Source organism: Prosthecobacter sp. (genome assembly GCF_049294395.1).
Taxonomy (GTDB): domain Bacteria; phylum Verrucomicrobiota; class Verrucomicrobiia; order Verrucomicrobiales; family Verrucomicrobiaceae; genus Prosthecobacter.
This window is the reverse complement of the sequence record NZ_JBAQCR010000339.1, coordinates 16,085-42,117: the sequence shown is the minus strand read 5'-3', so window position 1 is coordinate 42,117 and position 26,033 is coordinate 16,085. Positions and strand designations below refer to the sequence as shown.

The following is a 26,033-nucleotide window of genomic DNA, read 5'->3' as shown; positions in this document are numbered from 1 at the left end:
CTCCTAGCGTGTTCTTTGAGAACGCGTCCTCTTGACCATCTGCCCCAGCGGCGGAGCATGCACGGCCCGCATGAATCCGCCGCCAACCATCGCCTGCCTCGGTCCCGAGGGGAGTTTTTCGCATCTGATCACGCAGATGCGTTTTCCCGGCCTGGCGGTCAGCCTGCGCGACAATGTGGGAGATGTGTTCGAGTTCCTTGCCACGAATCCAGACGCCCTGGGCATCGTCCCCATCGAAAACTCCTCCGGCGGTTTCATCATCGACACCGTGGACCGTCTGGTGGACACCCGCAGCACTTTGTCCATTCTCGAAGAACTCACGCTGGATGTGAAGCTCGCGCTGCTCGGCAGGGCAGGGGAGCCCATCACCTCCATCCATTCCCACGCGATGCCCTTTTATCACGGCGATGACTGGCTCAAGGCCAACTATCCCGACGTAAAGCGCGTCGTGGAGCCCAGCACGGCGAAAGCCGCCGAAAAAGCCGTCGCCACACCGGGAGCCGCCGCCATCGGCCCACGCCAAAACGCAGAGCGCCATGGCCTGCAGATCCTGCACTTCCCCATTGCAGGCGAGGTGCCAAACATCACGCAGTTCTATCTCATCGGGCACGCGGCCAACACACCCGGGCTCGAGCACAACCGCACCGCCCTCATCGTCGAGCTCCCGGACCGCCCCGGCAGCCTGTGCCGTTTCCTCACGCCCTTGAGTGAAAACGACATCAACATGAAGCGTCTCGAATCACGCCCCATCCGTGGCCAGCCGAACAAGTACCGCTTCTACATCGAGATCGAAGGCTCCACCGCCGATCCCCGCGTGCAGAAGGCCCTCAATCAAACACGTGCCGATGGCGCGACGATCCGCAGCGTGGGCTCCTACTCCGCCGACCTCCGCTTCGAATCCTGAAGTAACCGGGCCATTCCTGGCCCGTCTGGAGTCACAGCCACCCACCAACCTTATGAAACACATCCTCCCCTGCCTGCTGGCCTTGTCCGTCAGCCTCAATGCCGCACCCACCATCTCCAAACGCGCCAGCGAAATCGACCCGCGCGCCAAGGAGCATCCGGAAATCGATTTCGTTTTCACCGACAAAAAGGGCAAGCCTCAGGACCTCCAAAACGCGAGTGTCGATGTGAAGGTCAAGCCCCAGGGCAAGCTCGTCATCTGGCTCATGGGCCACAGCGCTCCCTTGTTTGAGCGCCTCAACAGCTACGGCCTCCACGCCATCCAGGTGCATTACGCCAACAAATGGTTCGGTCTCATCCCTCCGGCCCGCCTGAATGACGGCAAGACCCTGGGCGACATCCGTCTCGAAGCCTCCACCGGAGAGGATCACAGCGACCTCGTCAGCATCCCGCAGCCGGACGGCATGATGGAGCGCTCGTTTCAATTCGTGAAGTGGCTCGCCAAGGAACATCCCGAAGGCAAGTGGGGTCAGTTCATCAGCGAGGACGGCAAAGGCCTGCGTTGGGAGAAAGTGATCGTCTCCGGTGCCTCACACGGCGCCACCACTTCCGCCCGCTTCGCCAAGCATCAGAAGGTGGATCGCGTGGTTTGCTTCTGCGGTCCGCGTGACAACTACGAGAGCTGGCAGTCTTTGCCCTCCGCGACGCCCGCCAACCGCATCTTCGGCTTCAGCCACGTCCTCGATGGTGGCTGGTCTGCCGACCACTACTGTCGCTCCTGGGAGATGATGGGACTGAATCAGTTCGGACCCATTGTGGATGTCGATATCAGCGCCCCACCGTTTCAAAACACCCGCCGCCTCATCACCAACGCCGATGTGAAAGGCGACGACAAACGCGCTCACAGCTCCGTGATGCCCGGTGGCGCGGCGGTGAAAGACAAGGATGGCAAATTCATCCACGAAGCCGTCTGGCAGTATCTCTTCAATCACCCGGTCGATAAAACCGGCACCCCAACACCCGCCGATCCTGACTGTGTGAAGGATCAGCGCAAATAATCCCGTTCATTCACGCCCCACTCAATCCTCCAACCCGCTCTCATATGCTGCTCTCGCTTCGCCCCCTCACCATCGCCGCCGTGTTCAGTCTCGGCACTCTTTTGCATGCCGCTGACAATCCCTTCATCGGCCGCTGGGCGCTCACCATCCCTGGCGGTGCCGCAGGCTGGCTCGGCGTGGAGTCCAAAGACGGCGCTCTCAGCTCCAGCGTGCTCTGGGGCGGCGGCAGCGTGGTGCCCACCGCCAGCACCAAGGTCGAGGGCGACACCTTGATCGTGACCCGCGAGCAGAAGAACAAGGAAGGCAAGCTGGCTGCCATCGAAACAATCACGGCCAAGGCCGAAGGCGAAGTTTTAAAGCTCACCACCTCCAAGAAAAATGCGGAAGGCAAGGAGATCGGCAAGGCCCAGGAATTCGCCGGCAAGCGCATCGCTGACGTGCCACCGGCACCTGATCTCTCCAAGGTGAAATATGGCGCCCCCATCCAGCTCCTGAACGGCAAGGACCTCACCGGCTGGCGTCTGCTCAAGGAAGGCGTCGACAATGGCTGGAGCGTCGTCGATGGCATCCTGCGAAACCGCGTGGTGAAGGCCAAGGACAAGCACTTCGGCAATCTGCGCACCGACGCTGAATTCGAAGACTTCAATCTCAAGACCGAAGTGCGCACCCAGGAAGGCAGCAACAGCGGCATCTACCTCCGCGGCATCTATGAAGTGCAGGTCATGGAAAGCTTTGGCCAGCCTCTGGATTCACACCACATGGGCGCTCTCTACAGCCGCATCACCCCAAGCGTCGCCGCTGAGAAGCCCATTGGCGAATGGCAGACCCTCGACATCACCCTCGTGGACCGCCACCTCACCGTGATCCTCAATGGCAAGACCATCATCGACAACGCTCCCGTGCTCGGCTGCACCGGCGGCGCCATGACCAGCGATGAATTCAAGCCCGGCCCGATCTACCTCCAGGGAGATCACACCAACGTGGACTACCGCAACATGGTCCTAACCCCGGTGGTGAAGTAACTCGATTGCCCGCTTTCGTGGGTGTGGGACGGATCAAGAAATTCGTTTCACACCCCCAGGCGCTCTTTCACGGTCTTGATGGCCTTGTGCCGGTTGTCCACGGCCAGCTTTTTGAAGATGTGCTCGTTGTGTCGGTTCACCGTGTGCAGCGTCACATCGAGAATCTGCGCGATTTCAGGGTTGTTCTTGCCCTCGCACACCCAGTGCATCACTTCAGCCTCACGCTCCGTCAGGCCGAGGCTCTGCAGCCGTTCGATGGAAACCTGCAGGGATTCCACACGGCCCAGCAGATAAAAACGGTTGTCCTTGCAACGTGCCAGCGAGAGCACGATGCGGTGCCCCTCCTGCTCCATTTCCAGCGGAGGAAAGATGTTCTCACTTTCGTCGGCCAGCTGCTGCAGCCATTGGCGGACGGTTGGAGGCAGAAAATAATGTGGGGCGCCAGGGGCCCGCTCCAAAGATTTGCCAAAGAACCAGTGGGCCGCTTTGTCACCTTCCAAGATTTCTCCCTGTTCCGTGACGATCAGGAGTTCGCATGCAGCGGAGGAGAGCGGCGCATCGCTCATGGTCTGAGGCGCAAGCTCCGTGGTCTTGCCCATGATGGAACTGTGGTGCGGCGCAGGCTGTGACGAGTTGGAGAAGATGAGCCGTTGGTTGGCGATGCGGATTTCATCTCCGTTCTTGAGCCGGCGCGCACAGCTGATGCGCAGTCCGTTGACGATGACGCCATTGCGGCTGCCCAGGTCATTGATCCACCAGTCGTCATTCAAATTCATCAGCACTGCGTGGCGTCGTGAAGCCTGCACATTGCTGATGGGAATGTCGTTGTCCGAACGACGGCCAATGAAGCAGGGCCCTTGGAGTGTGTATACGCCTCCACTCCATTTCAATAAGGCTGGTTGATCCTTCATCCCGGCATTCACTGGCATGCAGGATTTTGCGCAGGAGCGTGCGATGTGCAACGCGGGTGAAAAAAAGTTACGTATTGGCAGGTCTGCCAATAGCGCGTTTTTCGGTTCAGTTCGATTCGTGTGCTCGCTCACCCCCGCACTCATGAAAACCGATGTTTTGGAACCCATCAAGACACGCTCGTCGAGAGCGTGTTCTGCATCTGACAGTGCTGCCAAAAGAATCCCCTGCGCTTCCAGCGTGACCAGCACGCAGCGTCCGTTTTGCATGCTCTGCGTCCATTGCCCGAAGTGTCTGGAGAATCCACACACGGTCAGTTGTGACCTCTGCGCCGGATGCCGCGCATGCTCCATGCATGGCCGGGGTTGTTGAGTTTGGGAGAGTTTGTGTCAGAATTCAGGTGGGAGGTTCGTTTTAAATAACAACCATCAAACCTATGAACACGATCCCTGCACCTCAACGAGGACAGGCGGCCTCGTTTCAGCAAGCCGCCACCGCTCACAACGCCGAAGCGCGTTTCGTCACCCGCAATCTCCACCGCGTCTGGCAGCTCCGGCGCATGAAGGCCACCGTCCTGCGGCCCTTCCGTCAGGCCCTGCGCCCTCTGCTCGTCTGGCTCCGTCAGGAGCACATTTTTGTGGAAAGCGGCCAGCAGGGCTCCGCTCCCGTCGGGCTTCATCTGAAGCAGTTCGGCTGGGAAACCATCGCGCTGAGCCTCATCCTCGGCCCGCTCGCCTTCATCATGCTGCTTCCCCTGCTGATCCTCATCTTCCCCGTTGTCGTGCTCGTCGGCTGCGGTGCTGTCGCGGCATCTGCACTGCAAGCCGACGCTGAGGATGCAGAACATCACACCCTGAGCTGGCACGCCATGCATTGAGCCTGCCTCAGCCGTTCGTCTTCTGCTTCTTCATCACTCGATACACCAGCCATGCGGCGATGTTGATCACCGCCATGGCAGCGAGGAGTTGTGTGAGCGTCGTCGCGAGGTCGCCTTTGCCCAATCCGCTGCCCACGAGGCTGAAAGCCACATTCAGCGGCAGATAGCCCAGCAGCGTGCCCAGCAGAAAACGCGTGTGCTTCACCGGCGTCATGCCCAGCAGCACGTTCAAGACCAGCCCCGGCACCATGAGCTGCCGCACCCAGAACACCCGCAGCACAGAAGGCTTTTTCAGCAATTTTTTGAGCCACGGCCATTTTTCCGCCCGCGATTCAACCGCTCTGCGGAACCCATGACGTGATAAGACAAAGGCTCCATATGAGCCCAAAGTCGATGCGACCAACGAAAGCGCGAGTCCTTCACCAAAGCCAAACACCAGCCCGGCGGCGGCACACAGTGGCAGGCGCGGCACACCCAGCATCACCGTTCCGGCACACGCGATCATGAAGATCGCATGCGCCCCCCAGCCAAACTGGCGCACCATCTCCTTCCAGGTCTGCACATTCGTGATCCACGACTTCAGACCAGTGAAATGCGCCAGCGCCATGAACGCCGCCACCAGCAGCACCGCAAACAGCACCTGGCGCGTTTCCTTCCCCAGCGCACGCGATGTCTCCTGCTCCACCTCGCTTGTGATGGAGACATCCAGCTCTTCAGGCTCTTCGGCAGACTCGTCCTTGGTCGCCATTATTGCAGCTTCCAAAGTTTCGCATCACTGCGCACGTAGATCGCCCCGCCGGAAACCGCAGGCGTCGTCAGCACAGTTTCCTTCAGCTCAATCTCCTTCAAGACCTTGCCTTCAGGTGCCTCGGGATCAATCACCTGAAAAATACCGCGCTCGTTCACGATGTAGATGCGCTTGCCCGCCGCCACAGGAGAGCCGCTGAAAGGCCCCTTCATGCGCAGCTTCCAAGCTTCATCGCCATTCTTGACGCTCGCCTTGATCAGTACGCCTGCGCCATTCACCACATAGATGGAGTCGCCCAGCACCAGCGGACTCGCCGTGCCGGGATTCAGCTTCTCATTGCGCCACAGCTGCGTCACCGAGCCTTTCTCCGGCGCCAGCGCCGTGATGCCATGAGACACCGCATAAATCGTTTCGCCTGAGCCCACGCTCGAAGGAATCGTGCTCGCCCCGTCGCTGTAATCCCACACCGTCTTTCCCGTCGCCGGTTCCACCGCCAGGATGCCCTTGCTCGACTGCAGGGCCACCGTGTTCTTCCACACTGTCGCGCTCGTCCAGTTCGCCGCCTTCGGGCGCTCCAGCTTCCATTTGTTGCGCCCCGTCGCCACATCCAGGCCCGCCGCGAAGGACTCGCTGTCATTCTCGCTCTGCACCACCAGCGTCCCATCCATCACCACCGGACTCTGCGACATCCCCAGGCTGTTGCTCGCATTGGCATAATCAAACGTCAGCCCGCGCAGCCACAGCAGATTCCCATCAAGATCAAAGGCAAACAGGTCGTTCGAGGAAAACAGCGCAAACACCCGGTCCCCGTCACTGCACGGCGTGTTCGCCGCCACGCAGGTCTTGTTGTGCGTCATCGTGCGTCCTGTCGAGCGCATCGCACGCTCCCAGCGCTTCGTCCCATCCGCCGCGTTGAAGCAAAACACATGCAGCGTCTCCTGCCCCGGCCCGCTCGAGCACGTCACAAACACCCGGTCTCCCACCACGATCGGTGCTGACAGCCCGCGCCCCGGCAGATCCGCCGCCCACGCCACCTTCAGCTCATCCCCCGGTGCCTTGGCCTCGGTGGAAACCGCCGTCGCATTCGGCCCGCGAAACTGCAGCCAGTCCGCACGCACCACGCCCGTTGCCAGGCACATCATCAAACACATCGAAATCGTCTTCATGGTCATTATCGAGGTTAAAAATCACTTCGCAGCCAGGATCGCCGTGCCCGTCGCATCACACACCCGCAGCTGGAATTCCCACTCCACCGTCCACTGCTCCGTCTGCTCGTTCTGGCAGCACTTCACCAGGATCGTGTTCTTCCCCTTCTTCAGCTGGCACGGCAGCTTGTACTGATCCAGCTTCGCGCCGCGGTGATACTCATCACGTGCAAACAACAGCTCGCCGTTCAGCCACACCTTCCAGCCGTCCTTGCAGCCGATGCGGATCTCCGCCGGCCGGTCCTCCGTGCTGAAAAAATCCGTCGCCGCATAGCCCACCACACTCTTCTCCATCCCGAAAGGCTTGTTGAAGTCGATCTTGCCGTACTCATCCGCGCTCGTGAAGTCCACCCACTTCGCCTCCTTCGTCTTGCCTTCATAGACCGCATCAAACTTCAGCTCCTTCTCCGGCGGATACACCGTGTCGAACCCGGCGCGATCCGCATTGCTGAACGGCGCGATCATCTTCCAGCTCATCAAAAATCCAAAATGCTTCGGCAGGTCCACCTTCTGGTCCAGGCCGCGCAGCTTCTTCGCCAGCACCTTGATCTGGTCCTCATCCCGCGCTCCGCCCAATCCCTTGCCATAGGCCACGATCGCCGCTGCGTTGTCCTTCTTCTCCAGCGCCGCATCACCCGCCTCGATCAGCTTCGCCACCGGATGCCGCCGCAGGTCCGAGCTCGGATCCTCCAGCAGCGTCGGCGTCAGCTCCTCCGCCAGCTTCTCATCTGCCCGGTGGATCAGATCAAACGCCACCACCCGCGCTCCCGGGCTGTTTTGCGTGTTCTTCAAAAATGCCACCAGCGCCGGTACCGGCAGCTTCTTCGCCTTCAGCGCCTCATCCGCGATCACGCCCACCGCCGCCCGCAGCCAGTTTTCCGCCAGCGGATTCGCCCCGTTCATGCCCTTCAGCACCTCCGGCAGCGTCGCCGCATCCGCCTTCACGATCTCCCGCCACGCCTTCCCCGCCGCCTCATTGCCCTGGCCTTCTTTTCCCACCGCGCGCAGAGCTTCGATGGGTTTCGACAGATCCTCCGCCGCCTGCAAAGACACAGCGGAGAGGGCAAACAACGAGATGAGGCTCAATTTCATAGGCAGACGACCAAGCTTTCACAAAGTACGCCCCACGCCAAGCCGGAGTTTCGCTCCCAATGGCAAAGAGTTCGTTGCTTTGCCTTGAAACACCCCTGCCGTTGGGAGTCTCAGGGGCGGTCGCCCCCCCTCCGCCCTCGACACTGGCCATTTCATCGCCACAGTGCGCGCCCCCTTTCCCTCATGCTCTCCGTTTCCAATGTCAGCAAAACCTACGCCGGCCGCACTTTGTTCAGCCAGGTGTCGTTTCACATCAACCGTGGCGAAAAAATCGGCCTGATCGGCCCCAATGGCGCCGGCAAATCGACTCTCTTCTCCCTGCTGCTGCGTGACACCGTCCCGGACGATGGCCAGGTCGTCATGGAGCGCGGCATCACCTTCGGCTTCCTCCCGCAGGAAAGCGCCCCCATTGAAGACGTCACCGTTTTGGAGCTCGCCACCGGGCATGTGGATGAACATCAGCGCTGGGAAATCGAGCCCAAGGCTAAGCGCATCCTCAGCGGCCTCGCCTTTCGTGAATCCGACTTCGAGCGCAATGCCCGCACCCTCAGCGGCGGCTGGGTCATGCGCGCCCACCTTGCCCGTCTTCTCGTGCAGGAGCCCGATCTCCTCCTGCTCGACGAACCGACGAACCATCTCGACCTCGAATCCCTCATCTGGTTCCAAAACTACCTCCAGAGCTATCCGGGTGCCATCCTCATGATTTCGCATGACCGCGAATTCCTCAATGCCCTCTGCGACAGCATCCTCGAAGTCGCCCACAGCAAAATCACCCGCTACACCGGCAACTACGACGACTACACCCGCGAAAAAGCCGCCCGCATGGAGCAGCTCCAGGGCGCCTACGACAATCAGCAGCGCGAGCTCGCCAAGATGCAGGCCTGGGTCGACAAGTTCAAAGCCAAGGCCAACTTCGCCTCCCGCGCTCAGGACAAGGCCAAGATGATCGACCGCATCGAAAAAGTCGATGCACCCGTGGCCGATGCCAAGACCGTCAAGTTCCGCTTCCCGCAGCCACTGCGCAGCGGCCAGCGCGTCATCCGCATCAAGGATGTCGATTTCGCCTACGGCACCCAGCCCGTTTACACCGGTCTCGATCTCGAGATCGAGCGCGGCCAGCGCACCGTGCTCGTCGGCCCCAACGGCGCCGGCAAATCCACGCTTCTCAAACTTCTTGCCGGAGCCCTCAAGCCTCAGGCCGGAACCTACGAGCTCGGCCACAACGTCAAACTCGGCTACTTCGCCCAGTATCGCGGCGACGTCCTCAACATGCGCCACACCGTGCTGCAGTCCGCCATGGACCTGCCAAGCCGCCCCGGAGAAAACATGTGCCGCACCCTCCTCGGCTCCTTCCTCTTTCACGGAGACGATGTCTTCAAGCCCGTCGGCGTTCTCAGCGGGGGTGAAAAATCACGCCTCGTGCTCGTGCGCCTCCTGCTCGATCCACCAAACTTCCTCCTCATGGACGAGCCCACCACCCATCTCGACATGGGCAGCATCGACGCCCTCATCGGCGCGCTCGATCAATACGAAGGCACCCTCGTCTTCATCAGCCATGACGTGCACTTCATCCGTCAGATGGCCAAGCACGTCCTCCACGTCAGCGCCGGCGTCATCACCCCCTACGCCGGCGACTACCAGTACTACCTCGACAAGTCCAAGGCCGGCTCCGCCCGCGAGGCCCTCACTGCCACCCTGCACAACGCCCAGCCCACTTCTTACAACAGCGCTCCCGCTCCGAAAGAGGCCAAGAGCAAGCAGCAGCGCCGTGCCGAGGCCGATGCCCGCAATGCCTACAGCAAGGCCAAGAAGGAGCTCGATCTGCGCATCTTCAAAATCGAGCAGGAGCTCGCCACCCTCGACAAGCGCAAGCACGAGATCGTCAACCTTCTCCAGGAAGAAGCCACCTATGCCGATGCCGCCCAGTTCCGCGTCCTCAGCGCCGAACTCGAAGCCGTCGAAACCAAGATCCCCAAATTCACCACCGAGTGGGAAAAAGCCACGGAGGAGCTGGAGAAACTGGTGCCAGTGGACGCAAAGTAGTCGGCAGTCCTGTGAAAACGGTTGCGCGTAGAGGGTGGCTGTGTTTACCCGGCAGGGTGAACTCACCATCTCATGAACATTGCTTGCGTCGTGGTGCCGTGTGCTGCTGCTGGTGTCTGTCAGCCTGATGTCTTGCTCAAATGAAGTCGAAGTACGCCATCCGATTCCCGGCACGGGCGCCTTCTGGATTGAAAAAGTCCCGGTGTACAAGAGACCACGTGCACCCCGAGTAAACAAGACTCCGCAACTGCAAGCCCCAAGGCATGATGAAGGCGAGTGGCACGGCGACTCCATGAGTGGCTCTCCGAGCATGCTGATCCGTCTGGGCGAGCAGAAAATCTACTTTTACAAAGGTGGCCAGCTTGCCGGCGTCTCGCCGATTTCCTCGGGGCGGGAAGGCATGGCCACCAGGGCTGGCAGTTTCTCCGTCATGGAAAAAGACATCGATCACGCCTCCTCCTTGTTCGGAGACTACGTCAGCAAGGACGGCACCGTCCTGAAGCGCGAGATCGATGTGCGCAAAGATTCGCGCCCGCCCGGCGCATTGTTTGACCCTGCCAGAATGCCTTACTTCATGCGCATCACCGGTGCCATCGGCATGCATGAAGGCTACCTGCCGGGCTATCCCGCCTCCCACGGCTGCATCCGCCTCCCGCAGCGCATGGCGGAGATCTTCTACCGTCATTCCTCCGTGGGCACACCCGTGAAGGTCGTGCCCTGAAGTCCGGCGGCAAAGCTCAGATCGCGGTGCTGATCTGCGCGTCCTTGCTCAGCAAGGCCAGTCTCTCAAAGTCCACCTGGTGCGCCTGATCTTCGACATTCTTCCGCATCACCTCCAGTCCCGCCTTGAACGACTCGCTCAACGCGGGCACATCCAGAGTCCGGTGGTAGTGAATGTAGATCACTGCTTCACGCAAAAGGAAGAAGTGCTTGAGCTCGAATGCGTCAACGGCTGCCAGCGGGCCTGTCCTTGAGTACCCCTTCCACAGCCCCGCCCACAGCGGCGCGATGCGGTCATTCAGCCCCTCATCAGCAAACTGGTTGAGAACCCTGCAGTAGATCGAATCGTACAATATCGTCGCAAAATCCTGCACAAAGTGCCCGTGCTCGCAGTTGTCGAAGTCGAAGATCCACAGTTGGTCACCATCCAAAAAACAGTTTCCCAGGCAGGCGTCAGCATGAACGAGTCCAAAGGAGCCGGGAGCCGCCGGCAGTTTCCGCAGCTTCTGCATCAGATCCTTGAGGCTCTTCAGAAATCCCGGTGAAACGCGCCCCCGCAGCTCTGCCACATCCTCATTCAGCAGGCGTGACTCATGCCATTGCGCTCTCGTCTCTGCGGCATGGCCTTCAGGCAGCTTCAGTGCATGAGAATGCAGCTGGGCCAGCAGTCCGCCGAGCTTCTCATAGATCGGCGGTGCGATGTCAGACGGCATGATCTTGCGTCCTGGAGCATGCTCAAAGCATGTCACGATGTAAACCGTGCCCTCGGCGCTCAGAGTCACACAGGTTTCGCCATTCAGAGCTGGGATCGGCCTGCACACCCGGACGCTCTGCGCCGCAAGAAATTCGATCCAGGCCAGCTCGGCCTCCACTTGGGCGCTGCTCCGGTGCCTTCCTGTGGAGATGCGCAGAATGCACCTTCTGTCATCACGTCGGCACAGATACACATGGTTCTGGTTGCTTCGCACAAACTCCAGGTCATCGGCCGCCATTCCATAGGGTCGTGCCAGCATTGCCAGATGTTCGTATTTAATCATGCTGCGGAGGCAGGGCACTCGGTGATGGCCATTCTTTGTCAAGCTCCGCAAAGGCAGGCTGATCGGTCCGTGGGCCATCCTGCGATGCAAAACATCGTCTGATTTTGCAATGGCCCGTCCCCTCCGCCCGGGGTTAAATCCCGGCAAATGAAACCCTTTGCCGAACATGAACAAGCCTTTCGCAGCTCCGAGGAGTTCGACAGAGGCATGCATGCCTACGTCGCGGCGAAAAAGCGGTTCATCGTGCGTGGCCTCCTGCTGTCCATCTCAGTCATGGGGATTTCCATCTTGCTGCACTGGCTGTGGCCGGGTTCTGCGTGGAATGTTTCAGGAAACCTGGCCTGTACGGGACTGGGCATTTTCTTTGTGACCTGCCTCGCCGCATTCCATATGAAGCGGGTACGATGCCCCTTGTGTGGCGGGAAAACGGAACTCCGGGTCCGGTACACAGGCCAGGGAGGCGATCAGGAGGTCATCACCATCTGCCAGTCTTGCGAAGTTCAGTGTCCCACCGGCATGGTCTTTTCGGGCTGAGCTAAGCCCCCTCCGTGATCACCGCCTCGATCCGATACCCATCCGGATCCATCACAAACGCCGCAAAGTAATCCGGCCCATATTCCGCGTGCAGTCCCGCGCCGCCGTTATCCCTGCCGCCATGCACCAGCGCAGCCTCGTAAAACGCACTCACTGCCTCCCGCGTTGGTGCGGCAAAGGCCACATGAAATCCATCCCCCGGCACGCCCGCATTTTGCGGACGAAGCTTCAGGGCAAACACATCCTTCCCCGGCTCCGTCCCATAGCCCACATAGGTCTCATCCTCCCACACCCGCCCATACCCCAGCGGTGCCAGCGCGGCATCATAGAAGGCCCCGGAGCGTGCGGCAAGATGACCTTCTCGCCATCACGCCGGCCCAGGTAAACATGGTTCTGGCTGCTGCGCAGAAACTCAAGGTCGTCGGGCACAAATCCATAGGGCCGCGCCAGCAGCGCAAGGTGTGCATCTTGGATCATCGTCGTCATGCTGGGCTTTATTGAGCTGCCCGCATATCACGGTGGCGTTCCAGCGCCTGAGGTTTTGCGCCAGAGCAAAGCAGTTGTTTCAAGGTCTCGACATTCTCCGCCAGCGTATGCGTGAACGTGTTCACCACGGCATCGTAGTCCCCATACCGGTGCACCCATTCTAGCTGCATCTTAGCGAACCCAATCTGCCGGTCCCCGCGCGCGCTCTCCCTTCGTTCCAGCTCCTCCACGGGACATTCCACCTTCACAAAGTACACATCGAATCCCCGCAGCGCCTCTGCGATCTCATCCATCCAGTCACAGCGCTCGATTACATGGTCGATGATCATTGGAAAACCACAGCCCGCAATAAGCGGCAGCGAACGATGAAACGCAGACAGCAGAGGCATCAAAACTTTGGGCCGCGCCGCATCATCCTTCAGCACATGCTCCGGCGTCATAAAGATGAAATTGTCATTCGATACATACAACACCGGCTCCGGCATCGCCCGTTGCAAGGCAGTGGCGAGAGTCGTTTTGCCAGAACTGGACGTTCCATTGAGAAGGATGGCCGGGGCACGGTTCATGAGGAAGGAAAGATCGTAAACAGATCTGCACACCAGACTACTCTCCAACGAGCGCTGCCTCAATCCGATACCCATCCGGATCCATCACAAACGCTGCAAAGTAATCCGGCCCATATTCCGCGTGCAGTCCCGCGCCGCCGTTATCCCTGCCGCCATGCGCCAGCGCAGCCTCATAAAACGCACTCACCGCTTCCCGCGTTGGCGCGGCAAAGGCCACATGAAACCCATCCCCCGGCACGCCCGCATTCTCAGGCCTCAGCTTCAGCGCAAACACATCCTTCCCCGGCTCCGTCCCATACCCCACAAACGTCCCATCCTCCCATACCCGGCCATAGCCCAGCGGTGCCAGCACGGCATCATAGAAGGCCCCGGAGCGCGCAATGTCCGTGACGGCGAAGGAGAGATGATGGAGCATGGCTTGAGATGATTGATTGTCGATCTTGTGGGTCAACGGTCGATCTCAAACATCCGCCGTCACCGACCATGTCGGGATCATCAGGACAGGCTTTCAGTCAATCGGGTTGATCACTTTCGGGAAAGGGATGTCCGTGAAGTCTTTTTCATTGCGGGTGTAAAAAGTCTTCACGCCATGTTTGAGGAGCGTCATCCCCAAAACCGAATCGTGGGTGCGCTGATATGGAAAGCGAGGCTTTTCCAGCAGGGAGAGAACCTCGTTGAAAAAACCTGTTTCATAGCTGCAGCAGACCACACCGCTCTTCTCCCTGATGAACCGCACCTGTGCCGCCGCCTGCGCGGAAGTTCGCGGCTTTTGCAAAATTTTGGGATGGCGTAGCGCTTTGTAAAATTCCCACAAGACCTGGTCTGAGAGAATCCATTCACTTGGATTCGCGAGCATCAGGTTCACCACGGCAAGCGCCTTTGCATGCTCCGGCGCATCACTATTGGCCGCATAGATCAGGATGTTGGTGTCCAGGCTGTTCATGGCATTTCATCACCATGGATCAGCGCTTTCATCTCGGAAGCTTTTGCCAGCACCCTGCCTCCGCCGAAAGTGGGAAAAGCTGGCGGGCGCGCCCCGGCATTCGAACGTTTCAGCATCCCCGCACGTTGTTCCAGGTCACGGTCCACGGCACGCCTGACAATTTCACTTACCGGTCGGTCTTCAGCTCGCGCCAGATTTCGAAGCATTTCCATGAGCGGATCAGGAAAAAGAATTTGGATCTTTTGCATGGATCCATGCATCGCATGGATGTTGGGCAAATTCAAGTCGGTAAAGGCCGCTGAAACTCAAGCCAGCCCGTTCACCCCACCGTGCAGATCTGCACCCCCTGCTTCAGCGAGGCCAGCTTGTCCGCCCGCTTCGGAATGAACTCCTGCCCCAAATACCCCGCATACCCCGTCTCCTGGATCGCCTTGATGATCGCGGGGTAGTTCAGCTCCTGCGTCTCATCAATCTCCGCCCGCCCAGGCACCCCGCCCGTGTGATAATGCGCAAAGTACTCATGATCCCGCCGGATCGTCGCAATCACATCACCCTCCATGATCTGCATATGATAGATGTCATAGAGCAGCTTGAAGTGAGGCGATCCGATCTTCTTGCACAAGGCCACGCCCCAAGCGCTGTGGTCGCACATATAGTCCGGGTGGTTCACCTTGCTGTTTAAGAGTTCCATCACCAGCGTCACCCCCAGCTTCTCACACAGCGGCATCAGACGCTGCAGGCCCTTCGCGCAGTTCTCCAGTCCCTGCTCGTCGCTCATGCCATCACGGTTCCCGCTGAAGCAGATCACCTGCTTAAATCCCGCTTCCGCGCTCGTCTGCAGCAGCGGCTCATACGCCTGCACCAGCAGATCATGATGCTCCACCCGGTTCCACCCCTTCGGGATCGGCCCCAGCTTCACGCCGCCCGGAGCTTCAATCGTCGGATAGCTCACCATCGCGCAGTGCAGACCGTGCTTCTTCACCGTCACAAAATCCTCCGGATTCAGCAGCTCCACCGACTCCAGCCCGATCTCCTTCGCCGCCACACAGAAATCCTCCAGCGGGATCTGCTTGTAGCACCACTTGCACACCGAGTGCCTCACCTTGCCTGCACCAGCCGCTGCCTTGTCAGCCGCTTCAATCTGCGTCCGCAGCATCGCCGCGATGGCACTGACACTGGCAAGAGTTCCGAACTGACGACGGGAAAGGTGGTTTGGAGTCATTCCCAAATCCTACACGGATGCCGTGCAGGATTCCAAGCACAGAATGCCTCAAAACATCAGCGCACCAGACTCCAGGCGATCGAGTTGCATCATCTGGTTCATCAACTCAGCGAGATCCTCAGCTTTGAAACCATAAGTGTCGGGCAGAGCAGCTTCCCAGCCAGTCAAAGCAGTCGCCGTACGCCTGCTGCGAATTTGTTCGGAAAACTCCGGCACATAGTTCCAGCCGACCATTTTTGTGCCGCCTGTTTTCAGCACGCCAAAGCACTCCACATCATCCCAACGAACCTCGTGAGAGCGAAAGAGACTGCAAAAGAGAAAGCCATTCTTCTTGAGGGTGAGGTAGCTCGCACGCGGATGCAATTGAACGCAGAAGACCACCAGACTGAGTGCGCAAAGTGAGGTGAAACCTGCCATGATGTAATGAGTCAAATCGCGCTTCTCCATCCCAATCCAAATGCCTGCTACGACGAAGAGTGAGCTGACCGCAATCAGTAGAAGCAACTTCAGCTTCGGTATTTTGTATGTAGCCGTACAATCAGACCTGGCCCAAGGAATAGGAGCCTTGGGATTAGGGATTTGAGAAAGTCGTGGCATACGCAAATCCTACACGGAGGTCTCTCGGGATTCCAAGCAGAGAATCGTGAGGCGCACGAATCGACAGGCAGGACTGTCTATCTTACATTCACAGCCTCACCGGCACCCCGCGCTCACCAAGATACTTCTTCACATCCCCCACGGTGTACTCACCAAAGTGGAAAATGCTCGCCGCCAGCACCGCATCCGCTTTTCCATCTCTCAAGACATCCACCATGTGGTCAATGTTCCCTGCGCCACCGCTGGCGATCACCGGAATCGTCACCGCCTCGCTCACCGCTTTGGTCAGCCCGATGTCATAGCCATTCTTCGTGCCATCCGAGTCCATGCTCGTCAGCAAAATCTCACCGGCACCGCGTCGGCACACTTCTGCCGCCCACTCCACCGCGTCCAGCTCCGTCGCATTGCGACCGCCATGCGTGTAAACCGTCCATGAGCCATGGGCATTGCGCTTCGCATCAATCGCTACCACCAGGCACTGACAGCCAAACGCATTGGCCGCCTCATCAATCACCTGCGGCGTCTTCACCGCCGCCGTGTTGATCCCCACCTTGTCCGCACCCGCCAGCAGCATCTCGCGCATGTCCGCCACGGTGCGGATGCCACCACCCACGGTCAGCGGCATGAAGCAGCTCGCCGCCGTTCGTGCCACGACATCCACCATCGTTTTGCGCTCCTCATGGCTCGCGGTGATGTCCAGAAACACCAGCTCATCCGCCCCCTGCGCATTGTACACCTGTGCGCACTCCACCGGATCGCCGGCATCACGCAGTTGCAGGAACTTCGTGCCTTTGACGACACGGCCTTCCTTCACGTCCAGACAGGGGATGATGCGCTTGGTCAGCATAATGAAAATGGGATACGCCGAAGAAATCAAAAAGGGAAAAAATCAGAGAACTTCTTCTCCGATTTTTTCTCCTCGTTCCCTTCTTTCGGCTCAGTCTCAGCCCAAAGCCGAGGAAACCATCGTTTCCAGTTTCACGATGTCCTTCGCGAAGTTGCGGATGCCCTCGGCGGTCTTTTCAGTCGCCATGGCGTCTTCGTTGAACAGCCAGCGGAAAGTCTTCTCGTCGCTGCCGATCTTTTCGATCTTCAGGGACTTCGCGTTCGCAGCATTGAGCTTCGGTGTGATGGCCTCTTCGCTTGCCGCCAGTTCACCCAGCAGGCCCGGGCTGATGGTCAGCAGGTCGCAGCCGGTGAGTTCAGTGATTTCACCCTTGTTGCGGAAGCTCGCTCCCATCACCTCGGTCTTGTAGCCGAAATGCTTGTAGTAATTGTAGATCTGCGTCACGGACTGCACGCCCGGATCTTCCGCTCCTGCGAAGTCCTTGCCCGTGCTCTTCTTGTGCCAGTCAAGGATGCGGCCCACGAAAGGGGAGATCAGCTTGATGCCGCCCTCGGCGCAAACCACCGCCTGCGCCAGGCTGAAAAGCAGCGTCAGGTTGCAGTTGATGCCTTCCTTCTGCAGCACTTCCGCAGCCTTGATGCCTTCCCAGGTGGAGGCGATCTTGATCAGGATGCGCTCACGGCCGATGCCAGCCTTCTCATACATGCTGATCAAATGACGCGCCTTGTCGATGTTGGCCTGCGTGTCGAACGACAGGCGGGCGTCCACTTCCGTCGAAACACGACCCGGGACGATCTTCAGAATTTCAAGACCAAAGGCCACCACCAGGTTGTCCATCACAGCGTCCACGCCGCCGGATTTGCCATCAGCCACAGCTTTGTCGAACAGCGACTTGTACTCAGCCTTCTGCGAAGCCTGGAGGATGAGGGAAGGATTCGTCGTGGCGTCCTGGGGCTTGTAGGCCTTCATGGCTTCGAAGTCGCCGGTGTCGGCCACTACCACGGTGTGCTGCTTGAGCTGATCGAGCTGGGTCATAGTCTGGGTTTTTTTGGGGGGTATGAGAGTAAAGGCAGTGGCAGGTTAATCAAGCGCAAGGAACCGCACGCAGATGCTCCCCGGGACGTTCACCTTCGTGCCGGTGAAGGTGAGCTTGCCGCTGTCCTGGTCCACCTTGAAAAGCGCCGCCGTGGCGCTGTCCTGATGCGCGGCGATCAGCCACTTCCCAGTCGGGTCCAGGCAGATGTTCCGGGGGATCTTGCCTTCCACAGGCACGTTTTGCAGCAGCGTCAGCTTCCCGGTGGCAGGGTCACAGGCAAACACGGCGATGGTGTCGTGCGTGCGGTTGGAAACATACACCACGCGCCCATTCGGATGCGCCACCGACTCAGCCGTGCTCAGGCCCTTCATGCCACGGTCCGCTTCCGGCAGCGTGGAAACGGTTTCCACCTCGGTCAGCGCTCCCTTTTCCGCATCATAGGCAAACACCGTCTCGGACATCCCCATCTCGTTGTTCACAAACACAAACTTCCCGCTCGGGTGAAACGCCAGGTGGCGCGGCCCGCCGCCAGCCGGTGTTTTGGCAAAGGGCGGGTCATTCGGCGTCAGCTTACCGCTGGCCGTGTCCACCTTGTAGATCAGCACCTTGTCCAGCCCCAGGTCGCAGGCGAAGGCGAAGCGATTGTCCGGGCTGAAGTTCACCGAATGCGCATGCGGTCCTGCCTGCCGCTTCGGGTCGGCGCCTGAGCCCTCATGCTGAAAGAAGCTCACTTCCGGAGAGACCGAGCCGTCTTCCTTGATCGCATAGGAGCTGATGCTCCCGCTGCCGTAGTTCGCGATCGTCGCCACCTTTCCTGTCTTGTCCACGCTCACATGGCATGGGCCCGCTCCCGCCGTCGCAGCCTGATTGATCAGCGTCAGCTTCCCGCTTTTTGAGTCGATCCCAAACGCGCTGATCCCCCCCGCCTTCTTGCCATCGGCCTTCGTCACGTCCCCGCAGGCATACAGATACTTCTTCGACGGGTGGATCGCCAGGAAGCCCGGGTTGCCTGCCTCCACAGCGAGCTGGGGTTCCGTCAGTTCTCCAGTCGCGGTGTTAAACCGGGAGACGTAAACCCCCTTGCTCCCATTCTTGGCATTGGTGCTGGTACCAAAGTACACCAGGAAGTTTTCCCCGGCGATGGCGGTGGTGGTGAGGGCGGCAAAGGCAAAGGCGATGGAGGCTCGGGTCATGGTGCCCCGATGCTGACGGCGTGTGGCTGCCCGGTCAAGCCCTCACTGCGCCTGCTGCATGAACGGATTTCATCCCGTCAATTTGTTAGCTTGCTCCTTCATGATGACCGCGCATCTTCCGTGCCATGAAACCTTCCCTGTTTCTTCTCGCCGCCCTTTTGCTGATGCTCCCTGGCTGCAGCGGCTTCCAGCCCATCAAGTTGGAGCACGATACGGATAAAGAGAAGCCTCTCGACTACCGCGAAGGCGATTGGATTCCGAAGAACACCTAAAGTAGCCATTTCGCTCCGCGAGATGAACCGAGGGCTGCTTCAAGAGCCCGGGTTCTCGCTTTGAAGCGCCGGCCTCGGAGCGCGGAATTTATTCCGCAGCACTCCGCCACATGCCGAACCCCGCATTTCATGCTCCCTGCGCATCCGGGATAAGCATGACTACGCGAAGCTTTCCCTGCTCTTGCCCTCCCTCACCTCTCCGCTCGCGGGATCCTAAACCGCTCAATGCCCATAGGTCACCGCACCTCCGGCCAATTTAAAATTCTCAGTTTTCAGTTCCCAGTTTGCAATTCCCACACGCGCTGGCCACGCTCTCCGCTGCCTTGAACTAAGCGTCATTCGCATTACGCCCGCATTTGACCGCGCCCGCCGTCCTCGCCACGGTGTGCCCACCTATGCAACCCGCCTGGTTCCACGTCGAAAACGAAGCTGACATCCCATCGCCTGCGCTCCTCTTCTACCGCAAGCGCATTGAGCACAATCTGGCCCTCATGCTCCAGATCGCAGGCAATCCCAAACGCCTGCGCCCTCATGTGAAGACCCACAAGACGGCCGAGGTCATCGCCATGCAGATCCGTCTTGGCATCACCCAGTTCAAGACCTCCACCATCGCCGAGGCGGAAATGTGCGCCGCCGTGGGCGCCACGGACGTCCTCCTCGCCATGCCCTGCGTGGGCATCAATGCCCAGCGCCTCGGCGATCTCGCCGTCAAGTTCCCCGACACCCAGTTCTCCAGCATCGCCGACTCCGAAGAGGTCATCACCTTCCTCGCCTCCGCCGCCCAGCAGCACAATGTCACCCTCGGTGTTTACATCGAAATCGACTGCGGCATGGGCCGCACCGGCATCGTTCCCGGCGACGCGGCGGCCATTCTCGCCCATGTCATCAAAGACACCCCTCGTCTCCAGTTCCGCGGCATCCATTGCTATGACGGCCACATCCACGACGACAGCCTCGACGTCCGCCGCGAGCGCTGCAATGCCGCCTTTGAGTCCGTCCTCCAGTTCCGCTGCCGCCTCCAGGGGGAGGGCATCATCGTCAAAGAACTCGTCGCCGGCGGCTCCCCCACCTTCGGCATCCACGCCGGCTATGAAGACCGCACCCTCAGCCCCGGCACCACCGTCCTCTGGGACTTCGGCTACGGAGACAAATACCCCGCCGATCTCCCCTTCCTGCCCGCCGCCGTCCTTCTCGCCCGCGTCATCAGCAAGCCCGGTGTGAACCGCCTCACTCTCGACCTCGGCCACAAATCCGTCGCCCCCGAGAATCCCCACCCCCGCGTCCGCTTCGAAGAACTCCCCGACGCCGTCGCAGTCATGCAGAGCGAGGAGCACCTCGTCCTCGAAACCGAGCGCGCCCACGAATTCACCATCGGCCAGGCCCTCCACGGCATCCCCCGCCACGTCTGCCCCACCGTCTCCATGCACGGCGAAGCCTACGTCATCGACGGCTTCAAAACCACCGAACGCTGGCCCATCACCGCCCGCAACCGGCTGATCACTGTGTGAGCAGAACTCCCCAGCTCGAGTTCTACTGATCCAAACAATTTGTCGCTGTCTGCGCGTCGGTTGTCCCCATTTTGTTCTACGCGTGCTCTATAGAGACTTGCGCATAGAATGGCAATTCTGTCGCCCCACACATCAAGTTGTGTGAGCTCGGTTCTTGAAGGCCAACGGCCTTCCGTATTTCAGCCCAGGGATGCCGAGCTTTAGCGAGTGCTTCCCTGGGTTCACACACACCAACCCTTTTGTTAAAGCGCGAACCGCAACGCGGTTCCGTCACGAACGGCGGCGGGCTTCACCTCTGGCGTGAGCTTTGGATAGATCGCGCGTCCAGGATCAATTCAAAAATATATCGAAGACGCACTTGTTTCATGTGTCGGTTTCGACCTACCGTTTCTTGTGAAAATAAAGCCTCAACACGTCACGGATTGGTTGCGCACCGTCATTCCGTGGCTCCCTCGGACCATATATGCTCTAGCCTTCCTCATCTTGGCGTGGCGCATTCCCGACTCTGCTCTTACACTCAGTGGTTTCGTAGCAGCTGCTCGACATTGGATCGAACCACTGACCAGCTCCCATTGATCGGGCCATCTCTAACTTGCCTTTCCCTTTCCGTGTATTCCGTGTATTCCGTGGTTCAATTCCCATGCACCACTGGCTCCTCAAATCCGAACCCGACGTCTTCTCCTTCGACCACCTGAAGCAGCGCCCGAAGAAGACCGAGCCCTGGAACGGCGTGCGCAATTACCAGGTCCGCAACATGATGCGCGACCAGATGAACGTGGGAGACCTCGGCTTCTTCTACCACTCCAGCTGCGACGTCCCCGGCATCACCGGCATCGTGAAAATCGTCAAGGAAGCCTACCCCGATCACATCCAGTTTGACCCCTCCTCCGAATACTTCGACAAGGGCAGCAAACGCGAGGCCCCCCGCTGGCTCATGGTCGATGTGAAATGGGAGGCCGACTTCAAAACCTTCGTCACCCTCGACATGCTCCGCGCCGATCCCAAGCTCACCGACATGCTCATCCTCCGCCGCGGCAACCGCCTCTCCATCACCCCCGTGGAAACCAAACACTGGGACCGTATCTGCAAACTCGGCGGCCTGTAGATCCTGGCCCCGCAGGTTGGGCGGGCTGTCCCCAGCCCGCCGTCGCCGGCCTGTCCTTCATGGCTCGACGCAGGAGGGCGGAGAAGGAAGCCCAAAGCATCCAATCAACCGACTCTCGTTTGAGCAAATGCCAGCCCTTTGGACTGCGGTTGCACAGCGAGGAACGAGCGCAGCTACCGCTTTCCGCAAGCCTGCGAAACTAACGAATAGTCGGCGGCCCGGCGCACTCCAGCACGCTGTCGCGCCAGAGCGTTTTAAATGATTACGTGTCCGATAAATTGCAGGGCCGCCAAAGCGGCTCTCCCTCTCCCCGCCCCTGGCACACGACGACACCGTATCTTTTTCTTCGGGGAGAGGGTTGGGGTGAGGGGAGTAGCTTTGTGCCCGCACGATGGCATGAGCCAAGAGGAGTGTGCTATAAAATGATGTAAAACGCGCCAGAGCACCGCTACTTGTCCACCACCATCTCCGTCACGCTCACCGTGCCGTAGCTGAAGCCCACACTCAGATTCGTCTTCGCGCGCGCAATCGACATACGTCTTCGTAAAATCCCCGATCTTCACCATGGCCTTGCTGCCGCGCAGTTCCACACGGATCTTCGTCCACGCATCCGCCTTCAGCACTACCGCCGCCTCATTCCCCAGCGAGATCGACTTATGGTCCTTCTCCTCCGGTGGAAAAGCTCGCACACCCATGCCGGACTGGCTGAACACCAGACGAAACACATGCCCCTCCGCACCATTGGCCGTGAAGACAATCGTCTTGTTCGCCGCATCCGGCTTCACCGCGAAGTGGATGGCCGCGTCCGTGTAAGCCAGATCATAAAACAGGATCGGCCCATGATCCTTGTTCTTCTTGAACAGCGCATCATCCTGCGTGCACGTGGCGCAGCCTTCCGCAAACTTCCACTCCCCTCGCGCGGCACGGCGGGTTGCAAAGTTCGGCAGCAGAAACTCATCCTTCAGCAGCGGAGCATCTGCCGCGAAGGATGCAGTGGCGAGGAAAAGAAACAGGGCGGTCTTCATGGCAGTGTCTTGGCGATCTTATTAAAACCTTCGCGCACCGTGCCATCGGCGCTGATGAGCGGCTGCGGATGCTCCACCCGTCCCAGCTCACGCACGCCCGGCGCATCCTTCGTCTTGTCACCCAGGTCCGCCTTCATCGTCTCCGCCTGCTTCTCCAGCCGCGCCACGATGTCGGCATGCTCAGCCGCCACATTCTTCGCCTCGCCGATGTCCTCATCGAGATTGTACAGCTCCTTTTTGCCCAGGTGCAGCTTCCACGCTCCGCTGCGCACCGCCTGCAGGTTGAAGCCCGCATAGTAATAAAACACATCGTGCCCGCTCGCGCCCTTCTGGCCCAGCAGCACGGGCGAGATGTCCTTGCCGTCCAGCGTCAGCTCTCCCACGCTCTTGCAGTGCGCCAGCGTCCCAAAAGTCGGCAGCCAGTCCATGTGCGCGGTAATCTCATTCGTCTTCGAACCCGCGGCGATCTTCCCCGGCCACCACGCAATCGTGCACACGCGAATCCCACCTTCCAGCGTGCTCCCTTTGCTGCCACGCAGCGGCGTGTTGTCCGCGCCCTGATTGAGCGGCCCGCCATTATCGCTTGTGAAAATCACCAGCGTATTCGAGTCCAGCTTCAGCTCACGCAGCGTGTCCAGCAACTGCCCCACCGACCAATCCACCTCCATCGCCCAGTCCTTCTGCAGGCTGATGCCTGACTTGCCCGTGAAATCCTGATGCGGATAATGCGGGAAGTGCACCGCGTTGTGCGGCAGATAAAGGAAGAACGGCTGCTTCTGATTCTGCCGGATGAACTTCACCGCCCGCTCCGTGTAGCGCCGCGTAAAAGTATGGTGCTGCTCCGCTTTCACGCGTTCCACCACGTTGTGGTCTTCCACCAGCGGCAGCGGCGGCTGCGCATTCCCTTTCAGTCCGGTTTCAGGCTCCGCATCCCCCTTGCCAGCACTCGCTTTGCCTTTGCCCTTGGCAGGCCCCTTGGGCAATGGCTGGTCCGGATTGCTCTTCGACCCCTCAGCCACCGGCCCCATGTCGTTCGAGTACGGGATGCCAAAGTAATGTTCAAAACCCTGACTGGTCGGCAGAAACTCCGGCTGGTCACCCAGATGCCATTTGCCGATGCAGGCCGTCGCATAACCACCCGCCTTCAACACCTCCGCCACCGTGATCGCATTCGGGTTCAACCCCACCGCCGCCGCCGGAAACAGCACCCCGGGAATCGGCAGCACTCTCTTCGGATAACATCCCGTCATCATTGCCGCACGCGAAGGCGAGCACACTGGCGCCGCATAATGACTAGTGAGCTTCATCCCCTCCTTCGCCATCCGGTCCAAATTCGGTGTCGAAATCTTGGCCCCAAACGGCCCGATGTCCGCATACCCAAGATCATCAATGTTGATGAGCACGATGTTCGGCGTCGCCGCAAACGACGAATGCAAAACAATGAATGACGAAAGAAGCAACAGCAGCGGTTTCATAAGTTGTCAGCAGGGGATGAAAAGAAAGTTCAGGTCTGGAGATGATGCACTGCCTCTTCACTTCTTGGCAGCTTTGCCACCCTGAGGATCCACCAGTTCGGGCGCATACATCACATTCCCTTGGGGAATCTCCGGCGTCTTCCCGCTCGCAGGATACGTCGTCTTCACAATGCCATGCAGCTGCTCAGCCAGCTTCGCCTGCACTTCCGCCTGCTCAGGTTTCTCCGCCAGATTGGTCAGCTCCTTGGGGTCGTTGTCATGATCGTAGAGCTCCTTGCCTGCGGCTCCTTCATTCCATTCGATGTAGCGCCAGCGGTCCGTGCGCAGCGCATAGCCAAAGATCCTCTTCCCATCATCGCCCTTCGCCGCACTGGCCCCCATGCGCTTGAAGCCCCCGCCTCGCACCACCTGGCTCAGCACCCAGCCGCGACCCTTGACCGTCGGGTCCTTCAGCATCGGCACCAGGCTCTGCCCCTGAAGATTCGCGGGAGCTTTGACATCACACAGCTCGGCCAGCGTTGGGTAGAGATCGATCAAGCCCACGGGCGAATTGGCCACCACACCCTTCTTGGCCCCAGGCCCGGCGATGATCATCGGCACCCGGGCGCTCTCCTCAAAGAGGCTCTGCTTCTGCCACAGCCCGTGCTCTCCCAGATGGTACCCATGGTCGCTGGTGAATACGATGATCGTGTTTTCCGCCAGTCCCAGCCGGTCCAGCGCATCCAGCACCTTGCCCGCCTGCGCATCCATGAAGCTGATCGCTGAAAAATACGCCTGCACCGCCTGACGCCGCAGGTCATCCGTCAGCTTGTCCTGCTCCTTCTTGTAGCTCCCGAGCGCAGGCGCGGGCAGATCCGCCTGATCTTCCTTCACCCCTTGCACCACCGGCATGTCCGCCTCCGGGTAGCCCTTGAACCACTTCTCCGGCGACACATACGGCGTGTGCGGACGGAAGAACCCCAGCGCGAGAAAGAACGGCCGGTCCTTTTCCTTCGCACAGCGCTCCAGCACCCACTCCGCATCCTTCGCCTGCAGACCATCCGTGTGCTTCTCATCAGGCCGTGGCGAGGCATACCAGCTCAGCGTGCCACCAAAGTTCCCGGGCAGCAGCGAAAAAATATCCGGATGTTCCAGGAGGCGATCACAGCCAGCAGGGTTGAGTTCAAGCTCCCACGAAGTCGGATCGTCATGACCATTCGTGCCAATCGAGTTCGGCACTCCATAGTGATAAAGTTTTCCGATGCGCGCAGCGAAGTAACCCTCCCGCCGAAAAGCCTGCGGCAGACTCACCGCGTTCGGGATCGTCTGGCGGAAAAGCTGGGAGTTGGTCAGGATCCCCGTGCTGTTCGGGTAAAGACCCGTCAGTATCGAATTCCGGCTCGGGCCGCAGAGCGGAAACTGGCAGTTCGCATTCTGAAATCGCACCCCTCGTGCCGCCAGCTTGTCCAGGTTCGGCGTTTTGACCAGCGGATGCCCATAGCACCCCAGGCTGTTGTTCAGGTCGTCCGCCATCATGAACAGCACATTCGGCCGTGGCGCGGCGTGAAGCTGTGGAAAGACGATAAGTGCGGCGGTGGCGAGAAAGGTTGGGAGTCTCATGCGGCCGGGGG

At 59.7% G+C, this 26,033-nt stretch carries 28 protein-coding genes; 10 read left to right on the top strand and 18 right to left on the bottom strand.

The window, feature by feature from the left end; all coding sequences use genetic code 11:
• Positions 1-70 precede the first annotated feature (70 nt).
• The 3 genes from WAW39_RS22550 to WAW39_RS22540 are packed head-to-tail and all read left to right on the top strand — an operon-like array spanning position 71 to position 2,983.
• Positions 71-904, top strand: a complete 834-nt coding sequence (locus WAW39_RS22550) for a prephenate dehydratase (RefSeq protein WP_397381162.1) — start codon at positions 71-73, stop codon at positions 902-904.
• 52 nt (positions 905-956) lie between these two features.
• Positions 957-1,961, top strand: a complete 1,005-nt coding sequence (locus WAW39_RS22545) for a BPSS1187 family protein (RefSeq protein WP_422321415.1) — start codon at positions 957-959, stop codon at positions 1,959-1,961.
• A gap of 44 nt (positions 1,962-2,005) precedes the next feature.
• Positions 2,006-2,983, top strand: a complete 978-nt coding sequence (locus WAW39_RS22540) for a 3-keto-disaccharide hydrolase (RefSeq protein WP_422321414.1) — start codon at positions 2,006-2,008, stop codon at positions 2,981-2,983.
• A gap of 47 nt (positions 2,984-3,030) precedes the next feature.
• Here WAW39_RS22540 and WAW39_RS22535 read toward each other — a convergent pair whose 3' ends face one another.
• The gene (locus WAW39_RS22535; RefSeq protein ID WP_422321413.1) at positions 3,031-3,912 is read right to left on the bottom strand and encodes an FHA domain-containing protein; all 882 of its coding nucleotides are present in this window, start codon (positions 3,910-3,912) and stop codon (positions 3,031-3,033) included.
• 416 nt (positions 3,913-4,328) lie between these two features.
• On the opposite strand from WAW39_RS22535, the gene WAW39_RS22530 reads away from it, so the two are divergent.
• A complete protein-coding gene (locus WAW39_RS22530) occupies positions 4,329-4,769 on the top strand; it encodes a hypothetical protein (RefSeq protein ID WP_422321412.1) in 441 nt (146 codons plus the stop codon).
• Between the two features lie 7 nt (positions 4,770-4,776).
• Here WAW39_RS22530 and WAW39_RS22525 read toward each other — a convergent pair whose 3' ends face one another.
• The 3 genes from WAW39_RS22525 to WAW39_RS22515 are packed head-to-tail and all read right to left on the bottom strand — an operon-like array spanning position 4,777 to position 7,814.
• The gene (locus tag WAW39_RS22525) at positions 4,777-5,517 is read right to left on the bottom strand and encodes a TVP38/TMEM64 family protein (RefSeq protein ID WP_422321411.1); all 741 of its coding nucleotides are present in this window, start codon (positions 5,515-5,517) and stop codon (positions 4,777-4,779) included.
• Entirely contained in the window at positions 5,517-6,683 is a 1,167-nt protein-coding gene (locus tag WAW39_RS22520; RefSeq protein ID WP_422321410.1) for a PQQ-binding-like beta-propeller repeat protein, read from the bottom strand. The genes WAW39_RS22525 and WAW39_RS22520 overlap by 1 nt, the downstream gene beginning before the upstream one ends.
• A gap of 21 nt (positions 6,684-6,704) precedes the next feature.
• Positions 6,705-7,814 (bottom strand): hypothetical protein, encoded by a 1,110-nt coding sequence (locus tag WAW39_RS22515; protein ID WP_422321409.1) that lies wholly within the window; start codon positions 7,812-7,814, stop codon positions 6,705-6,707.
• 183 nt (positions 7,815-7,997) lie between these two features.
• Between WAW39_RS22515 and WAW39_RS22510 the strand changes: the two genes are divergently transcribed.
• Together WAW39_RS22510 and WAW39_RS22505 are read left to right on the top strand one after the other, a co-directional pair.
• Positions 7,998-9,857 carry an ABC-F family ATP-binding cassette domain-containing protein gene (locus WAW39_RS22510; RefSeq protein WP_422321408.1) on the top strand — a complete coding sequence of 620 codons (1,860 nt, stop codon included), beginning with the start codon at positions 7,998-8,000 and terminating at the stop codon, positions 9,855-9,857.
• 127 nt (positions 9,858-9,984) lie between these two features.
• Positions 9,985-10,578, top strand: coding sequence for a L,D-transpeptidase family protein (locus tag WAW39_RS22505; protein ID WP_422321407.1), 594 nt, complete (start codon positions 9,985-9,987; stop codon positions 10,576-10,578).
• A 16-nt stretch (positions 10,579-10,594) separates the two neighbouring features.
• Here WAW39_RS22505 and WAW39_RS22500 read toward each other — a convergent pair whose 3' ends face one another.
• Positions 10,595-11,614 (bottom strand): phosphotransferase enzyme family protein, encoded by a 1,020-nt coding sequence (locus tag WAW39_RS22500; protein ID WP_422321406.1) that lies wholly within the window; start codon positions 11,612-11,614, stop codon positions 10,595-10,597.
• A 147-nt stretch (positions 11,615-11,761) separates the two neighbouring features.
• On the opposite strand from WAW39_RS22500, the gene WAW39_RS22495 reads away from it, so the two are divergent.
• Complete coding sequence (locus WAW39_RS22495) at positions 11,762-12,148, top strand: hypothetical protein (protein ID WP_422321405.1); 387 nt, start codon at positions 11,762-11,764, stop codon at positions 12,146-12,148.
• 1 nt (position 12,149) lies between these two features.
• On the opposite strand, the gene WAW39_RS22490 is transcribed toward WAW39_RS22495, so the two are convergent.
• From WAW39_RS22490 to WAW39_RS22445, 10 genes are all read right to left on the bottom strand, one after another.
• Entirely contained in the window at positions 12,150-12,440 is a 291-nt protein-coding gene (locus WAW39_RS22490) for a VOC family protein (RefSeq protein ID WP_422321404.1), read from the bottom strand.
• Positions 12,441-12,642: 202 nt separating this feature from the next.
• Complete coding sequence (locus WAW39_RS22485; protein ID WP_422321403.1) at positions 12,643-13,200, bottom strand: chloramphenicol phosphotransferase CPT family protein; 558 nt, start codon at positions 13,198-13,200, stop codon at positions 12,643-12,645.
• Positions 13,201-13,237: 37 nt separating this feature from the next.
• Positions 13,238-13,615 (bottom strand): VOC family protein, encoded by a 378-nt coding sequence (locus WAW39_RS22480; protein WP_422321402.1) that lies wholly within the window; start codon positions 13,613-13,615, stop codon positions 13,238-13,240.
• A 93-nt stretch (positions 13,616-13,708) separates the two neighbouring features.
• Entirely contained in the window at positions 13,709-14,143 is a 435-nt protein-coding gene (locus WAW39_RS22475; RefSeq protein ID WP_422321401.1) for a type II toxin-antitoxin system VapC family toxin, read from the bottom strand.
• Entirely contained in the window at positions 14,140-14,391 is a 252-nt protein-coding gene (locus WAW39_RS22470; RefSeq protein WP_422321400.1) for a ribbon-helix-helix protein, CopG family, read from the bottom strand. Before WAW39_RS22470 ends, WAW39_RS22475 begins: the two co-directional genes overlap by 4 nt.
• A 71-nt stretch (positions 14,392-14,462) precedes the next feature.
• Positions 14,463-15,365 (bottom strand): hydroxypyruvate isomerase family protein, encoded by a 903-nt coding sequence (locus tag WAW39_RS22465; protein ID WP_422321399.1) that lies wholly within the window; start codon positions 15,363-15,365, stop codon positions 14,463-14,465.
• 48 nt (positions 15,366-15,413) lie between these two features.
• The gene (locus tag WAW39_RS22460) at positions 15,414-15,962 is read right to left on the bottom strand and encodes a hypothetical protein (protein WP_422321398.1); all 549 of its coding nucleotides are present in this window, start codon (positions 15,960-15,962) and stop codon (positions 15,414-15,416) included.
• Positions 15,963-16,050: 88 nt separating this feature from the next.
• A complete protein-coding gene (gene hisF, locus WAW39_RS22455) occupies positions 16,051-16,809 on the bottom strand; it encodes an imidazole glycerol phosphate synthase subunit HisF (protein WP_422321397.1) in 759 nt (252 codons plus the stop codon).
• Between the two features lie 96 nt (positions 16,810-16,905).
• Positions 16,906-17,844, bottom strand: a complete 939-nt coding sequence (gene tal / locus WAW39_RS22450; protein ID WP_422321396.1) for a transaldolase — start codon at positions 17,842-17,844, stop codon at positions 16,906-16,908.
• Between the two features lie 45 nt (positions 17,845-17,889).
• Positions 17,890-19,038: a lactonase family protein gene (locus WAW39_RS22445; RefSeq protein WP_422321395.1), complete on the bottom strand. Its 1,149-nt coding sequence runs from the start codon at positions 19,036-19,038 to the stop codon at positions 17,890-17,892.
• Positions 19,039-19,163: 125 nt separating this feature from the next.
• Between WAW39_RS22445 and WAW39_RS22440 the strand changes: the two genes are divergently transcribed.
• From WAW39_RS22440 to WAW39_RS22430, 3 genes are all read left to right on the top strand, one after another.
• Positions 19,164-19,310 carry a hypothetical protein gene (locus WAW39_RS22440; RefSeq protein WP_422321394.1) on the top strand — a complete coding sequence of 49 codons (147 nt, stop codon included), beginning with the start codon at positions 19,164-19,166 and terminating at the stop codon, positions 19,308-19,310.
• A 395-nt stretch (positions 19,311-19,705) separates the two neighbouring features.
• Complete coding sequence (locus WAW39_RS22435; protein ID WP_422321393.1) at positions 19,706-20,818, top strand: D-TA family PLP-dependent enzyme; 1,113 nt, start codon at positions 19,706-19,708, stop codon at positions 20,816-20,818.
• Between the two features lie 640 nt (positions 20,819-21,458).
• A complete protein-coding gene (locus WAW39_RS22430) occupies positions 21,459-21,923 on the top strand; it encodes an EVE domain-containing protein (RefSeq protein WP_422321392.1) in 465 nt (154 codons plus the stop codon).
• A 254-nt stretch (positions 21,924-22,177) separates the two neighbouring features.
• Here the strand turns inward: WAW39_RS22430 and WAW39_RS22425 are convergent, their stop codons facing one another.
• From WAW39_RS22425 to WAW39_RS22415, 3 genes are read right to left on the bottom strand one after another with little or no spacing between them, the layout of a single operon-like run.
• The gene (locus tag WAW39_RS22425) at positions 22,178-22,948 is read right to left on the bottom strand and encodes a hypothetical protein (protein ID WP_422321391.1); all 771 of its coding nucleotides are present in this window, start codon (positions 22,946-22,948) and stop codon (positions 22,178-22,180) included.
• Positions 22,945-24,423 carry a sulfatase gene (locus WAW39_RS22420; RefSeq protein WP_422321390.1) on the bottom strand — a complete coding sequence of 493 codons (1,479 nt, stop codon included), beginning with the start codon at positions 24,421-24,423 and terminating at the stop codon, positions 22,945-22,947. The genes WAW39_RS22425 and WAW39_RS22420 overlap by 4 nt, the downstream gene beginning before the upstream one ends.
• A 57-nt stretch (positions 24,424-24,480) precedes the next feature.
• A complete protein-coding gene (locus WAW39_RS22415; protein ID WP_422321389.1) occupies positions 24,481-26,022 on the bottom strand; it encodes a sulfatase in 1,542 nt (513 codons plus the stop codon).
• Positions 26,023-26,033 lie beyond the last annotated feature (11 nt).

Bases quoted from the DNA above. Each gene is read 5' to 3' on its own strand.
- WAW39_RS22550 (WP_397381162.1), top strand. From the start codon at position 71: ATGAATCCGCCGCCAACCATCGCCTGCCTCGGTCCCGAGGGGAGTTTT.
- WAW39_RS22545 (WP_422321415.1), top strand. From the start codon at position 957: ATGAAACACATCCTCCCCTGCCTGCTGGCCTTGTCCGTCAGCCTCAAT.
- WAW39_RS22540 (WP_422321414.1), top strand. From the start codon at position 2,006: ATGCTGCTCTCGCTTCGCCCCCTCACCATCGCCGCCGTGTTCAGTCTC.
- WAW39_RS22535 (WP_422321413.1), bottom strand. From the start codon at position 3,912: ATGCCAGTGAATGCCGGGATGAAGGATCAACCAGCCTTATTGAAATGG.
- WAW39_RS22530 (WP_422321412.1), top strand. From the start codon at position 4,329: ATGAACACGATCCCTGCACCTCAACGAGGACAGGCGGCCTCGTTTCAG.
- WAW39_RS22525 (WP_422321411.1), bottom strand. From the start codon at position 5,517: ATGGCGACCAAGGACGAGTCTGCCGAAGAGCCTGAAGAGCTGGATGTC.
- WAW39_RS22520 (WP_422321410.1), bottom strand. From the start codon at position 6,683: ATGAAGACGATTTCGATGTGTTTGATGATGTGCCTGGCAACGGGCGTG.
- WAW39_RS22515 (WP_422321409.1), bottom strand. From the start codon at position 7,814: ATGAAATTGAGCCTCATCTCGTTGTTTGCCCTCTCCGCTGTGTCTTTG.
- WAW39_RS22510 (WP_422321408.1), top strand. From the start codon at position 7,998: ATGCTCTCCGTTTCCAATGTCAGCAAAACCTACGCCGGCCGCACTTTG.
- WAW39_RS22505 (WP_422321407.1), top strand. From the start codon at position 9,985: ATGTCTTGCTCAAATGAAGTCGAAGTACGCCATCCGATTCCCGGCACG.
- WAW39_RS22500 (WP_422321406.1), bottom strand. From the start codon at position 11,614: ATGATTAAATACGAACATCTGGCAATGCTGGCACGACCCTATGGAATG.
- WAW39_RS22495 (WP_422321405.1), top strand. From the start codon at position 11,762: ATGAAACCCTTTGCCGAACATGAACAAGCCTTTCGCAGCTCCGAGGAG.
- WAW39_RS22485 (WP_422321403.1), bottom strand. From the start codon at position 13,200: ATGAACCGTGCCCCGGCCATCCTTCTCAATGGAACGTCCAGTTCTGGC.
- WAW39_RS22480 (WP_422321402.1), bottom strand. From the start codon at position 13,615: ATGCTCCATCATCTCTCCTTCGCCGTCACGGACATTGCGCGCTCCGGG.
- WAW39_RS22475 (WP_422321401.1), bottom strand. From the start codon at position 14,143: ATGAACAGCCTGGACACCAACATCCTGATCTATGCGGCCAATAGTGAT.
- WAW39_RS22470 (WP_422321400.1), bottom strand. From the start codon at position 14,391: ATGCAAAAGATCCAAATTCTTTTTCCTGATCCGCTCATGGAAATGCTT.
- WAW39_RS22465 (WP_422321399.1), bottom strand. From the start codon at position 15,365: ATGACTCCAAACCACCTTTCCCGTCGTCAGTTCGGAACTCTTGCCAGT.
- WAW39_RS22460 (WP_422321398.1), bottom strand. From the start codon at position 15,962: ATGCCACGACTTTCTCAAATCCCTAATCCCAAGGCTCCTATTCCTTGG.
- hisF (WP_422321397.1), bottom strand. From the start codon at position 16,809: ATGCTGACCAAGCGCATCATCCCCTGTCTGGACGTGAAGGAAGGCCGT.
- tal (WP_422321396.1), bottom strand. From the start codon at position 17,844: ATGACCCAGCTCGATCAGCTCAAGCAGCACACCGTGGTAGTGGCCGAC.
- WAW39_RS22445 (WP_422321395.1), bottom strand. From the start codon at position 19,038: ATGACCCGAGCCTCCATCGCCTTTGCCTTTGCCGCCCTCACCACCACC.
- WAW39_RS22440 (WP_422321394.1), top strand. From the start codon at position 19,164: ATGAAACCTTCCCTGTTTCTTCTCGCCGCCCTTTTGCTGATGCTCCCT.
- WAW39_RS22435 (WP_422321393.1), top strand. From the start codon at position 19,706: ATGCAACCCGCCTGGTTCCACGTCGAAAACGAAGCTGACATCCCATCG.
- WAW39_RS22430 (WP_422321392.1), top strand. From the start codon at position 21,459: ATGCACCACTGGCTCCTCAAATCCGAACCCGACGTCTTCTCCTTCGAC.
- WAW39_RS22425 (WP_422321391.1), bottom strand. From the start codon at position 22,948: ATGAAGACCGCCCTGTTTCTTTTCCTCGCCACTGCATCCTTCGCGGCA.
- WAW39_RS22420 (WP_422321390.1), bottom strand. From the start codon at position 24,423: ATGAAACCGCTGCTGTTGCTTCTTTCGTCATTCATTGTTTTGCATTCG.
- WAW39_RS22415 (WP_422321389.1), bottom strand. From the start codon at position 26,022: ATGAGACTCCCAACCTTTCTCGCCACCGCCGCACTTATCGTCTTTCCA.